Origin of the sequence: Streptomyces sp. NRRL F-5135 (assembly GCF_000719775.1) — a bacterium.
Classification (GTDB): domain Bacteria; phylum Actinomycetota; class Actinomycetes; order Streptomycetales; family Streptomycetaceae; genus Streptomyces; species Streptomyces hebeiensis.
This window is the reverse complement of sequence record NZ_JOHR01000027.1, coordinates 56741-69116: the sequence shown is the minus strand read 5'-3', so window position 1 is coordinate 69116 and position 12376 is coordinate 56741. Positions and strand designations below refer to the sequence as shown.

The window sequence follows — 12376 nt, the reverse complement described above, 5'->3', positions numbered from 1 at the left end:
CCGCCCGCCCCCACCCGCCCGCAGCATCCCGCCGCACACTGCCCCGGAGGAGAAACAGCATGAGCCGCAGCGACGTCCTGGTAGACGCCGACTGGGTCGAGGCCCACCTCGACGACCCCAAGGTGGTCGTCGTCGAGGTCGACGAGGACACCTCCGCGTACGACAAGAACCACATCAAGAACGCCGTGAAGATCGACTGGAAGCAGGACCTCCAGGACCCCGTCCGGCGTGACTTCGTCGACCAGGAGGGCTTCGAGAAGCTCCTGTCGGCCAAGGGCATCGCCAACGACGACACGGTCGTCCTCTACGGCGGCAACAACAACTGGTTCGCGTCCTACGCCTACTGGTACTTCAAGCTGTACGGCCACGAGTCGGTCAAGCTCCTCGACGGCGGCCGCAAGAAGTGGGAGCTGGACTCCCGCGACCTGGTCGAGGCCGTCCCGGAGCGCCCCGCCACCGCGTACAAGGCCAAGCCGCAGGACACCTCGATCCGCGCCTTCCGCGACGACGCCGTCGCCGCGATCGGCACGAAGAACCTGGTCGACGTGCGGTCCCCCGACGAGTTCAGCGGCAAGCTGCTCGCTCCCGCGCACCTGCCGCAGGAGCAGTCGCAGCGTCCGGGCCACATCCCCACCGCCCGCAACATCCCGTGGTCCAAGAACGCCAACGACGACGGCACGTTCAAGTCGGACGACGAGCTCAAGGCCCTGTACGAGGCCGAGCGGATCGACCTGGCCAAGGACACCGTCGCCTACTGCCGGATCGGTGAGCGCTCGGCGCTGACCTGGTTCGTCCTGCACGAGCTGCTCGGCGTCGAGAACGTCAAGAACTACGACGGTTCGTGGACCGAGTACGGCTCGCTCGTCGGCGTGCCGATCGAGCTCGGCGCCAACAAGTAAGCGCCACAGCGCAAGCGCCACCAATCAAGCAAGCCCCGACCGACCTGAAGGACTGAAGAGTATGTGTGGAGCACAGGCCGGCGGCCCCGACGCTTCGACGATCAAGCCCGGTGAGACCACCATCCAGGGTTCCGTGACCCGTGACGGACAGCCCGTCACCGGCTACGTGCGCCTGCTGGACTCGACCGGCGAATTCACGGCGGAGGTCCCGACCTCGGCGACCGGACAGTTCCGCTTCTACGCGGCCGAGGGCACGTGGACGGTGCGCGCTCTCGTGCCCGGCGGCACGGCGGACCGTACCGTCGTCGCGCGGACCGGCGGGCTCTCGGAGGTCGCGATCGCGGTCTGAGCCGCCGCGCACGCCGCGCACGCAGTACGAAAGGGCCGCACCCCCGGGTTGGACGCCACTGGGATCGGGGTGCGGCCCTTTCGCGCACGCCTTCCGTCCGCGCCCGTCGACGCCCGTTCACGCTCCCGCCCGCGCGGCCCGGCGGTACTACGCTGGAAGCATGTACGCGCGACGCCGTCGCCGGTACTTCCTGCTGATGAGCGGATGCCTGGTCCTCTTCATCTCCGCATGGACCTTCGTACGGATGTGGTCGGTACCAGCAGCCGTCGTCCTCTGTGTCGTCGCCATGGTGATCCCGCCGATCGCGGCCATGGTCGGCAACACGCGCGACAAGGACGACCGCTGGTGGGACGACCCGTCGGGGGACCCGCAGTCCGACGAGTGGTGGGACGAGCTGGACGGCAAGGACAAGAACCGGCGTTAGGTGTCCGGCCGGCAGGCGCGAGCCGCCGGCCGGGCCGAGGCCGACGAGGACGGGCACGGAGCGTTGCAGCCGCGGGTGCCGTCAGGGGAGCGGGCTGCGCCAGTACCGACATGCAGTCGTGCAGTCGTGCAGTCGTGCCGACGGGCTGTCGTGCCGACGGGCTGTCGTGCTTTCGCCCACTGCGGCGTGGCGGACGCGGAGACCAGCGCCGGCGGACCGGCGTCAGTAGACGAGGGCTTGGACGCCGTCCGCCATGACCTCGCTCACGAAGACCTGCGCCCCGGCGATCCGTACCCCTTCCAGGACGTCCGCTTCCGCGATGTCCCGCCTGGCCGCGCACTGGGTGCACAGCGTGATACGGCCGGTCGCCCGGATCGATTCGATGAGGTCCGGCAGCGGCGCCGCGTGCGGCAGCTCGAACTCAGCGGCCCGGCCCGGCAGCGCGAACCACGCGGACTCGCCCGTCAGCCACAGCGAGACCTCCACCCCGCTGGCGGCGGCGACCGCCGCGACCGTGAACGCCTGGGAGCAGCGTTCCGGGGCGTCGGCCCCGGCGGTCACCTTGATCACGAGCTTCTTCGCGGAGGAGTCCATACGCCGAACTCTAATCCGCGCCGGTTCGCAGCGGTCCACGCCCGCCCCCGGCCCCGTACCGGCCGCGTGCCACCGCACCTCGTCAGGGCTCGCGGCGGGCGCCCGAGCACCACCCATTAGGCTGGAGGCCGGCCCTGCCGTACCCGGCCCGTACCGATCGACCCGCTCAACCGAGGAGCACCCCGTGCTTGAGGCTTTCTTCTCCGCCCTGCTGGTCCTCGTCTGCGTCGGCGTGCTCGCCTTCGCCGGCCTGACCGTGAAGAAGCTGTACCAGGGCCAGCGCTGACGCCCGGCTCCCCCACCGCTCACCACTCGCCGCACGCCTACAGACAGATCGCTTGAGCTGCTCATGATCGAGATTCCGTCCGACCTGCACCCGGACCTCGTCCCCCTCGCCTTCCTCCTCGGCAACTGGGAAGGCGTCGGCGTCTTCGACTTCCCCGGTGAGGAGAAGGCCAATTTCGGCCAGGAAGTCACCTTCAGCCATGACGGCCGGGACTTCGTCGAATACGTCTCGCACACCTGGGCGCTCGACGCGGAGGGCGAGAAGGTCAGGCCGATCGAGTCCGAGGCCGGCTACTGGCGGATCGACAAGGACCGCAAGGTCGAGGTCGTCATGGTGCGCGACCAGGGCGTCGTGGAGGTCTGGTACGGCGAGCTGGCCGACCAGAAGCCGCAGATCGACCTGGTGACGGACGCCGTGGCCCGCACGGCCGCCTCGGGGCCGTACACCGGTGGCAAGCGGCTCTACGGGTACGTCAAGGGCGACCTGATGTGGGTGGGCGAGAAGGCCACCCCGGAGGTCGAGCTGCGCCCGTACATGTCGGCGCACCTGAAGAAGGTCGTCACCCCGGACGAGGTCGCGGCCTGGGCCAAGGACCTCGGTGACCTCCCGGACGACGGCATCGCGTTCTTCAAGTGACGGTCCGGGCCGTCCGGTGACGAACCCGTCCGTCCGGTGACGGCCCCGTCCGTCGAGTGACGGCCGGGGCGGGTGACAGCCGCGAGCCGCGGGAGTGAGGCGGCCGACACGGTCCGTCGTCCCGGCCGCGCTTGCCTACACTGGGGGCGTGGTGAGCACCGACTGGAAGAGCGATCTGCGGCAACGCGGTTACCGGCTGACACCCCAGCGCCAGCTTGTCCTCGAAGCCGTCGACACGCTGGAGCACGCGACACCCGACGACATCCTCGGCGAGGTGCGCAGAACGGCCTCCGGGGTGAACATCTCCACCGTCTACCGGACGCTGGAGCTCCTGGAGGAACTGGGCCTCGTCTCGCACGCCCACCTCGGGCACGGCGCGCCCACGTACCACCTGGCCGACCGCCACCACCACCTCCACCTGGTCTGCCGGGACTGTACGGAGGTCATCGAGGCGGACGTCGAGGTCGCCGCGGACTTCACGGCCAAGCTGCGCGCGGACTTCGGCTTCGACACGGACATGAAGCACTTCGCGATCTTCGGCCGCTGCGGTTCGTGCGCGTCGAAATCGTCAGGCGGGCCGGGCGGGCCGGCCGTGCCGGGCGGGCCGGACACATCGGGTACGCCCGGTGCGGCGGACGCGCACCGGACAGCGAATCCCCAGCAGTCGTAGGCTAATCACCATGCAGCCACAGCAGCGACACTCCACCATCAGCCCTCTGCTCTCCCTGCCCGGAGCCGTTCCGGCCGAGGGCGTGGACGAAGGCGTCGCGGCGCACTACGGCGACCTCTTCCGGGAACAGCGCGCCCTCGCCGACGGCACGGGGCTGGTCGACCTCTCGCACCGCGGTGTCGTCACCGTCACCGGCGAGGACCGGCTCAGCTGGCTGCATCTGCTGCTCACCCAGCACGTCAGCGAGCTGCCCGTGGGACAGGCCACGGAGGCGCTGGTCCTCTCCGCGCACGGCCACATCGAGCACGCGCTCTACCTCGTGGACGACGGCGAGACGGTCTGGGCGCACGTAGAGCCGGGCACGCGCGAGGCGCTGATCGCGTACCTGGAGTCGATGAAGTTCTTCTACCGGGTCGAGATCGCGGACCGCACGGACGACATCGCGGTGGTCCACCTGCCGGCCGGCTCCATCGCCGAGGTGCCCGAGGGCGTGGTCGTACGGGAGACCGCGCACGGCAGGGACCTGTTCCTGCCCCGGGCCGAGCTGGAGCCGTACGCCGCCGGGCACGGCCCGCTCGCCGGGATCCTCGCCTACGAGGCCCTGCGCGTGGAGGGCCACCGGCCCCGGGTCCGCTTCGAGACCGACCACCGGACCATTCCGCACGAGCTGGGCCTGATCGGCACCGCCGTGCACCTGCAGAAGGGCTGCTACCGGGGCCAGGAGACCGTGGCCCGCGTCCACAACCTGGGGAAACCGCCGCGCCGGCTGGTCTTCCTGCACCTGGACGGCAGCGAGGTGCACCTGCCCGGGCACGGCGCGCCGGTGCGGCTCGCGGCGGACGGCGCCGAGGGGCGCCAGCTGGGCTTCGTGACCACCTCGGCCCGCCACCACGAGCTGGGACCGATCGCGCTGGCGCTGGTCAAGCGCAACGTGCCGGTGGACGCGCCGCTCCTCGTGGAGGAGACGGCGGCGTCACAGGAGGTCGTGGTCGAGCCTTGAGGTGATCGAGCCCTTGAGAGGCTGGGCGGTCACATCTCCAGTTGCACGGTGAACGGGCCGTGATTGGTGAGCGTGAGGCGCATGTCCGCGCCGAACCGGCCCGTTTCCACCCGCGCCCCCAGCGCGCGCAGGCACGCCACCACCTCGTCCACCAGCGGTTCGGCCACCGGACCCGGTGCCGCCGCGTTCCAGGTGGGGCGACGGCCCTTGCGGGCGTCCCCGTAGAGAGTGAACTGGGAGACGACCAGGAGCGGGGCGTTCACCTCCGAACAGGACTTCTCGCCCTCCAGCATCCGTATCGACCAGAGCTTCCTGGCCAGCCGGGCCGCCTGCTCCTTGGTGTCCTCATGGGTGACCCCCACCAGCACACACAGGCCCTCCCCCGTGAACTCCCCCACCGTCTCGGTCCCGGACCCGGTCACGACGGCGACGCTCGCGCCGTCCACTCTCTGCACCACCGCACGCATACAGACCAACCTATCCGGGTCCGAACGGGTGCAGACCGGCAGCATATGCGGCGGCATGAGTGGCACGATGCACGGAGGCGGTGCGTGCGCGCACCGGTCGAGGGTGGGGTTCCCAGCGGACCGAGGGATGGGGTTCCCAGCTGAGTGAGGGGAAGTACGCGCGATGAGCACACCTGGCGCCGGGCAGCCGCCCGGTTCCGTACCGACGACGCCCCGTCCGGCCGGGGGGAGTCCCACGACCCGCGGTACCGGCAGTGGCCCGGCGGGGGGCGGCGCCGAGACCGACGGCGGCAGCGGCGGGCCGCGGCCCCCCGTCCAGCGGGCCGACGGCGCCGACTCGCTGCCCGCGCCCCGGCCGTACGACGTCACCGTGCTGCACCTGCCGGAACTGCGCGCGCTGCGCCGGGACTCCCAGCGCGACGAGGCCGACCTGAGCTACCTGCGCCGGCTGCTCCAGGGCCGCATCGACATCCTGCGCGCCGAGCTGGCCCGCCGTACCGCGCCCGAGACACCGGTGGTCGACCGGCTCTCCGAGATCCTGACCGACACCCCCTCGCGGCACCGCAGCTCGGCCCGCCATGTGACGCTGTCCACCCCGCGCCGGGAGGAGTACCGGGTGCTGGCGGCCGAGACGCTCGCGGAGGTGGAGCTGTCGGACCTGGACGCGCGTACGGACGAGGAACTGAACGCGGCAATGGGCAGACTGATCCGCAACGAACAGCAACTGTCCAAACGCCGCCAGCAGTTGCAGCGCACGACCGACAACTGCACGGCCGAGATCGCCCGCCGGTACCGTGAGGGCGAGGCGCAGGTGGAGGACCTGCTGTTGTGAGGGCGTACCCGCCGTGCCGGACACACGTCGGGTCCGGAAGGCCGGGCGGCGCTCCGGAAGAGGCTAAAAGCACGCGACATTCCCGCAGGGCACGCCTAGCGTGAGCCCCATGAGCCTCGAGATCCGTCATGTCACCGCGTCCGAGTTCACCGACTGGGCGCGGGCTCTCGACACCGGATTCCTGCGCCCGCCCACGAGTTCGGACGAGGTCGTGGCGGGCCGGCTCGCCGACGCCGATCTCGCCCGGACCCAAGGCGCGTTCGACGGCGGGCGCTGCGTAGGGACCTTCCGCTCCTTCGCCCAGGAGCTGACGGTGCCCGGCGGTGCGGTGCTCGCGGCCGACGCGATCTCGAACGTCTCCGTGACCGCCACCCACCGCAGGCGCGGCCTGCTGAGCCGGATGATGGCCACCGACCTGGCGGCGGCCAGGGAGCGCGGGGACGTCGTCGCCACGCTGATCGCGGCCGAGTACCCGATCTACGGCCGGTACGGCTTCGGGCCCGCCGCCGCGATCACCGAGTGGGAGATCGACGTGCCCCGTTCGGGCCGTGATCCGCGCTGGTCGCGCCCGGCGGGCGGCGGCTCGATCGAGCTGGTCGACGCGGCGGACGTACGCAAGCTCGGGCCCGACCTGCACGACCGCTTCCGGCGGAACCAGCCCGGCGCGATCTCCCGCCCCGAGCGGTGGTGGCGGCTGGAGACGGGCGAGGAGCCGAGTCCCTTTCCCCGGACGGAGCCGTACTTCGCGGTGTACCGCGCCGGGGCCGGTGAGGTGGAGGGCCTCGTGCGGTACACCGCCGATTCGCACTGGGGCGACCGCAAGCAGCCGCTGAACACCCTGACGGTGGCCAACCTGATCGCGCTGAACCCGACGGCGGAGCGCGCGCTGTGGGAGTTCGTCTGGTCGGTCGACTGGATCACGACCGTCAGGACGGGCTACCGGGCGCCGGACGACCTGCTGCCGGAATTCCTGCCGGACCCGCGGGCGGCGCGGGTGGTGACCAGCGCGGATTTCCTGTGGGTGCGGATCCTGGACACGGTGCGGGCACTTCAGGCGCGCACGTACGCGGTGCCGGGCACGCTGGTGCTGGAGGTCCACGACGCGGCGGGGCTCGCGGGCGGCCGGTTCCGCCTGGAAACCGCAGCGGCGGGTGCGGCCGGTGCCGGCACGTGTGCGGCGACGTGCGCGCCGACCACCGACACCGCCGACATCACGCTGGACGTACGGGAGTTGGCTTCGCTGCACCTGGGCGACGCGTCGGCGGTACGGCTGGCGGCCCTGGGTGCGCTGGCGGAGGAGCGGCCGGGCGCGGCGGCGTTCGCGGACACGCTGTTCCGCACGGCCCGCCGCCCGTGGTGCCCGGACATCTTCTGAGGGATCGTCGGGCGGGCGGGCCGAGGCCGTACGGCACGGAAGCGTCCGGCGGCCGCACCGTACGGACACGTCAGGCCGCACCGTACGAACACGTCACGCCGTACGGCACGGACGCGTCAGGCCGCACGCCGCCGGAACAGCACCCCCGACAGCGCCAGTGACACCACCAGCAGCCCGGCGCACCAGCCGAGGGCGATCCACGGCGCCGAGCCCACGGACTGGCCGAGGAGCAGTCCGCGCAGGGACTCGATCACGGGCGTGACCGGCTGGTGCTCGGCGAAGCCGTGCAGCCAGCTCGGCATGGTGTCGATCGGGACGAACGCGCTGCTCGGGTACGGCAGGAACATCACGAAGAAGGTGAACCCCCCGGCCGCCTCCGGTGTCCTGGCCAGCAGACCGGCCACGGCCGAGAGCCAGGACACGGCCGTGATGAAGGCGATCAGAACACCCGCCGCGGCGAGGGCGGCCCCGGGGCTCGTGTCGGGGCGGAAGCCGATCAGGAAGGCGACGCCGAGCACGAGCGTGGTGGAGATGAGGTTACGGACGACGCTCGCGGCGACGTGCCCGGCGAGGACCGGCGCACCGCCGATGTCGAGCGACCGGAACCGGTCGATGATGCCGCCCTTCATGTCGTCGCTGACGCTGACGGCGGTGGTGGAGGAGCCGAATCCGGCGCAGAGGATGAGGACACCGGGGACGACGTACGTCACGTAGCGGGTGCCGGTGTCGATGGCGCCGCCGAAGAAGTAGACGAAGAGCAGCATCAGGATCACCGGCAGCAGCATCGCGGTGATCACGGCGTCGACGTTGCGCCGGCTCAGCCGGAGGCCGCGGCCGGCGAGGGCGGTGGAGTGGGCGAGAAGCTCAGACACGGGCGGGCTCCTTGCCGTCGTCGCTGGCGGCGGCGGTGGCGGTGGTGGTGGTGGCGGTGGTGGCGGCGCCCCCGCTCGTGCTCGTGCCCCCGCTCGTGCTCGTGGTGGCCTGTCCCGTACCGGCCTCTCCCGTACCGGCCCCTTCCGTGAGTGCGAGGAAGACGTCGTCGAGCGTGGCGCTGTGGAGGGTGAAGCGGATCACGTCCGTGCGGTGCGGGTCGACCTCGTCCAGCAGGGCCCGTACCTCGGCGGCCGTGCCGTCGGTCGGGAGCCCGACGGTCAGGGTCTCGGCGCTGTGGTGGACGGCCCGGGGTGCGAGGCGGCGGTAGGCGGCCTCGTCGGCCAGTACGAGATCGAGGCGGTGGCCCGCGACCCGGGTCTTCAGCTCGTCGGCGGTACCCTCGGCGACCAGCCTGCCGCGATCGAGCACGGCGATCCGGTCCGCCAGCTGATCGGCCTCCTCCAGGTACTGGGTGGTGAGGAAGACGGTGACGCCCCGCGCGGAGAGCCCCCGTACGACCTGCCACAGCTCCTGCCGGCTGCGCGGATCGAGCCCGGTCGTCGGTTCGTCCAGGAAGACGACCTCCGGCTCGCCGACCAGACCGGCGGCGAGGTCGAGGCGGCGGCGCATGCCGCCGGAGTACGTACCGGCCAGGCGGCGGGACGCGGCGGTGAGCTGGAAGGTGTCGAGGAGTTCGGCGGCCCGGCGCTTGGCGTCCGCGCGCGAGAGGCCGCTGAGGCGGGCCATCATCCGGAGGTTCTCCTCGCCGGTCTGCTTCTCGTCGACCGCGGCGAACTGCCCGGTCAGGCTGATGGCCCGGCGCACCCGGCGCCGTTCGGTGACGACGTCGTGGCCGGCGACGCGGGCGGTGCCGCGGTCGGCGGTGGTGAGCGTGGCGAGGATGCGTACGGCCGTGGTCTTGCCCGCGCCGTTGGGGCCGAGGAGGGCGAAGACGGTCCCGCGGGGCACGCGCAGGTCGATCCCGCACAGGACGGTCGTGCGCCGGGACGTCTGTCCGGCGTCCTGCCCAGCGCCCTGACCGGCCGCCTGACCGGCCGCCCGGGCTGTCGCCCGGCCCCCGGCCCCCTCCTCCCCGTTGCCTCCGCCCCTCCCCTTCCCGGCCTTGCCGAGAAGCCTTCTGTCTGGTTTTCCGTAAGCCTTTTCGAGGCCGGTGGCCTCGATGGCCAGGCCGTCGGCGACCGCGTGCGGACTCATGCCCCCTCCTTATGCCGTGCCGTCGTACGCAGCGCGACAGCACGGCGCACGACTACTGCGTATCCCATACGCGCTACAGCGTAAGGCTTACGCATTAATAGGATGAGCGTCAAGCAAGACAGGTGAGACCGGGCAAGCGCGGCTGTGGAGCACGGTTCGGAACACAGGCGTCGAGAGGAGCGGGGCGATGACGCGATGACGGGCAAGAACGGTGACGCGGGGCTGCCCGCGGGCATCGAGGCCGCCTGGGGACTGCGCGAACGCCCGGGAAAGGGCCCGAAGCCGGGCCTCAGCCTGGAGAAGATCGTCGAAGCGGCGGTCGCCGTCGCGGCTGCGGAGGGCCTGGGCGCGGTCTCGATGGGACGGGTCGCCAAGGAACTGGGCGCCTCGACCATGTCGCTCTACCGGTACGTCGGCGCCAAGGACGAGCTGTACCTCCTGATGCAGGAGGCCGCCATCGGCGCACCCCCGGACCCGCCGGCGCCGGGCACGGGGTGGCGCGAGGCCCTGAGCCGGTGGGCATGGGCGCAACGGGAGGCGTACCACCGCCACCTGTGGTCGGTCCACATCCCCGTCACGGGCCCGCCCGCGACACCCAACACGGTCGCGTGGTGGGAACAGGGCATAACAGCCCTGGACGGTACCGGCCTGGACGACGGCACCAGACTGTCGGTGATCCTGCTGGTCAACAGTTTCGTACGGCACGAGGCGATGCTGTCGGCCGACCTGGAGACCGCGATCACGGCGAGCGGCGCGTCGGCGCATCAGGTCATGACCAACTACACCACCACGCTCCGCCGCCTCGCGGACCCGGTCCGCTACCCCTCGGTCGCCCGCGTACTGGACTCGGACATCATGTTCCAACCCGACAGCCCTGCCCAGGACTTCACCTTCGGCCTGGAGTGCGTGCTGGACGGGGTGGACGCGCTGATCCGCAGGCGGGCGGACGCGCTGTGACGAGAGTGACCGGAGTAACGGATGAGGCAGCGGGTGTCGCGTGTTGAGGGAGAACTGCGGGGCTGCTCACCGCAGAGCACGCGCGCCACACACCGAGGTGTGACGCAGCCCATGGCCGGCGCAGTACGAAGTTCCCTCGTACGTGATGTTTGTCATGGCCGGCAGTGCCCGAAAAACGCCATATGCGGGGGCTGATGCGGCATATGACGATGGCTCGTCATCGCCATGGCATTCCACTTGAACCGCCGCTGACGCTATGGTCCCCGTCTGGTGGTGCGTCGATCGTCGCTCCACCGTGCCCTCGGGGGGAGGGAAGGAAACCCAGACCGATGCACGTGCCTGTACCCGTACCGCGGCAGCGCACAAGCCCCACAGACTGCACCGGCTCCCCGGAGCCGACCAGGCCGACCGGCCCCGCCGGAGCGACCGGCGCTACCGGACCGAACGGTGCAGCCGTATCCACCGGACCGGCCGGACCGGCCGCGCCGTCGGCCGTGACCCCGCCGGCCACCGCGACGCCCGCGAAGGGCGGCGATCTGATCGTCCTCGTGATCGACGAGGACCCGTCGGCCACGTTCACCGCCTCGGAGCTGCCCGAGACGGCGGGCACCCGTGTCCGCATCCGTACCGCGCGCAACCTCACCGAGGCCGAGCGGCTGCTCACGGACGACATCCACTGCGTCCTCGTGGACCTGGGCCTGCCGGGCGCGGACGACGGTGACGAGCTCGCCCCTCTCAAGCACGTCCTGCGGCTCGCGCCGCGCCACGCCGTCCTCGCCCTGGCGGCCGAGGGCGACGCGGAGCGCGGGGCGGCGGCCGTACGGGTCGGGGCACAGGACTACCTGTTCCGCGACGAACTGGACGTGCGGCTGCTGAGCAGGGCGATCCAGTACGCCGTCGAGCGCAAGCGCGCGGACGTGGCACAGCGGCAGCTCACCGAGTCCCGGCTGCGCGCCCAAGAGAACGCCCGGCTGGAGCGCGGGCTGCTGCCCACGCCCCTGCTCCAGGGCTCGGACCTGCGGTTCGCGGCCCGCTACCGGCCGGGCCGCTCGCGGGCGCTGCTCGGGGGTGACTTCTACGACACGGTCCGTACGCCCGACGGTACGGTTCACGCCATGATCGGCGACGTCTCCGGCCATGGCCCCGACGAGGCCGCGCTGGGCGTGGAACTGCGGATCGCCTGGCGCGCGCTGACGCTCGCGGGGCTCTGCGGTGATCAACTGCTCTCCACGCTCCAGCAGGTGCTGGAGCACGAGCGGGAGAGCGAGGAGATCTTCGCGACGCTCTGCACGGTCGACATCGCACCGGACGGCCGGCGGGCCGGGATCTGCCTGGCCGGCCATCCGTCACCGCTGGTCACCCACCGGGGCCGGGCCAAACAGCTGATCCCGAACGAGGAGGGCGGCCCGGCGCTGGGGCTGGTGTCGCGCGCCCGGTGGCCGCGCCGCCACGTCGAGCTGGGCGGCGCGTGGGGCCTGATGATGTACACGGACGGCCTGATCGAGGGCCGGACCGGCCCCGGCGCCTCCGAACGGCTCGGCCAGGAGGGCATGCTCGACATGATCAACGGTCGGCTGGCGGAGGGCCTGAGCGGCGACGACCTGCTGGAGGCGGCGGTCACGCAGGCGCAGGAGCTGAACGGCGGCGAGCTGAACGACGACGTGGCGGTGCTGTTGCTGGGGCGGGGCAGCGGGGTCTGAGCGGTACGGGCCACCGGGCCCGAGGGGCGTCGGCGCCCGCACCGGTACGGGGCCGCCGCCCGTCCCCGTACGGGGTCGCCACGTACACCACGAGACCGA

Annotated in this window: 14 protein-coding genes; 10 read left to right on the top strand and 4 right to left on the bottom strand. The window is 71.7% G+C overall.

Annotation, left to right across the window (positions count from 1 at the left end; translation table 11 throughout):
• Positions 1-59: 59 nt before the first annotated feature.
• The 3 genes from IG02_RS0132890 (at position 60) to IG02_RS0132880 (ending at position 1672) form a co-directional block, all read left to right on the top strand.
• A complete protein-coding gene (locus tag IG02_RS0132890; RefSeq protein ID WP_030756390.1) occupies positions 60-899 on the top strand; it encodes a sulfurtransferase in 840 nt (279 codons plus the stop codon).
• Between the two features lie 61 nt (positions 900-960).
• Positions 961-1248, top strand: a complete 288-nt coding sequence (locus IG02_RS0132885) for a DUF1416 domain-containing protein (RefSeq protein WP_030756387.1) — start codon at positions 961-963, stop codon at positions 1246-1248.
• A gap of 160 nt (positions 1249-1408) precedes the next feature.
• Entirely contained in the window at positions 1409-1672 is a 264-nt protein-coding gene (locus IG02_RS0132880) for a DUF3099 domain-containing protein (protein WP_030756384.1), read from the top strand.
• A gap of 222 nt (positions 1673-1894) precedes the next feature.
• Here the strand turns inward: IG02_RS0132880 and IG02_RS0132875 are convergent, their stop codons facing one another.
• Positions 1895-2266, bottom strand: coding sequence for a DsrE family protein (locus tag IG02_RS0132875; RefSeq protein WP_030756382.1), 372 nt, complete (start codon positions 2264-2266; stop codon positions 1895-1897).
• Positions 2267-2615: 349 nt separating this feature from the next.
• On the opposite strand from IG02_RS0132875, the gene IG02_RS0132865 reads away from it, so the two are divergent.
• The 3 genes from IG02_RS0132865 (at position 2616) to IG02_RS0132855 (ending at position 4858) form a co-directional block, all read left to right on the top strand.
• Complete coding sequence (locus tag IG02_RS0132865; protein WP_030756376.1) at positions 2616-3188, top strand: FABP family protein; 573 nt, start codon at positions 2616-2618, stop codon at positions 3186-3188.
• A gap of 148 nt (positions 3189-3336) precedes the next feature.
• Positions 3337-3858, top strand: a complete 522-nt coding sequence (locus IG02_RS0132860) for a Fur family transcriptional regulator (protein ID WP_030756372.1) — start codon at positions 3337-3339, stop codon at positions 3856-3858.
• Between the two features lie 10 nt (positions 3859-3868).
• Positions 3869-4858: a YgfZ/GcvT domain-containing protein gene (locus IG02_RS0132855; RefSeq protein ID WP_030756369.1), complete on the top strand. Its 990-nt coding sequence runs from the start codon at positions 3869-3871 to the stop codon at positions 4856-4858.
• Positions 4859-4887: 29 nt separating this feature from the next.
• Here IG02_RS0132855 and dtd read toward each other — a convergent pair whose 3' ends face one another.
• Entirely contained in the window at positions 4888-5325 is a 438-nt protein-coding gene (dtd, locus tag IG02_RS0132850; protein ID WP_030756366.1) for a D-aminoacyl-tRNA deacylase, read from the bottom strand.
• Positions 5326-5488: 163 nt separating this feature from the next.
• Between dtd and IG02_RS0132845 the strand changes: the two genes are divergently transcribed.
• Together IG02_RS0132845 and IG02_RS0132840 are read left to right on the top strand one after the other, a co-directional pair.
• Positions 5489-6157 carry a hypothetical protein gene (locus IG02_RS0132845; RefSeq protein ID WP_030756362.1) on the top strand — a complete coding sequence of 223 codons (669 nt, stop codon included), beginning with the start codon at positions 5489-5491 and terminating at the stop codon, positions 6155-6157.
• 109 nt (positions 6158-6266) lie between these two features.
• Positions 6267-7532 (top strand): GNAT family N-acetyltransferase, encoded by a 1266-nt coding sequence (locus IG02_RS0132840; RefSeq protein WP_030756360.1) that lies wholly within the window; start codon positions 6267-6269, stop codon positions 7530-7532.
• 116 nt (positions 7533-7648) lie between these two features.
• Here IG02_RS0132840 and IG02_RS0132835 read toward each other — a convergent pair whose 3' ends face one another.
• Together IG02_RS0132835 and IG02_RS0132830 are read right to left on the bottom strand one after the other, a co-directional pair.
• Entirely contained in the window at positions 7649-8404 is a 756-nt protein-coding gene (locus IG02_RS0132835) for an ABC transporter permease (RefSeq protein WP_030756358.1), read from the bottom strand.
• Entirely contained in the window at positions 8397-9620 is a 1224-nt protein-coding gene (locus IG02_RS0132830) for an ATP-binding cassette domain-containing protein (RefSeq protein WP_107055762.1), read from the bottom strand. Before IG02_RS0132830 ends, IG02_RS0132835 begins: the two co-directional genes overlap by 8 nt.
• Before the next feature lie 195 nt (positions 9621-9815).
• Here IG02_RS0132830 and IG02_RS0132825 point away from each other — a divergent pair, with 195 nt between their 5' ends.
• Both IG02_RS0132825 and IG02_RS0132820 read left to right on the top strand, forming a co-directional pair.
• A complete protein-coding gene (locus IG02_RS0132825; protein ID WP_030756355.1) occupies positions 9816-10577 on the top strand; it encodes a TetR/AcrR family transcriptional regulator in 762 nt (253 codons plus the stop codon).
• Positions 10578-10912: 335 nt separating this feature from the next.
• Complete coding sequence (locus IG02_RS0132820) at positions 10913-12277, top strand: response regulator (RefSeq protein WP_030756353.1); 1365 nt, start codon at positions 10913-10915, stop codon at positions 12275-12277.
• The last annotated feature ends 99 nt before the right edge of the window (positions 12278-12376 follow it).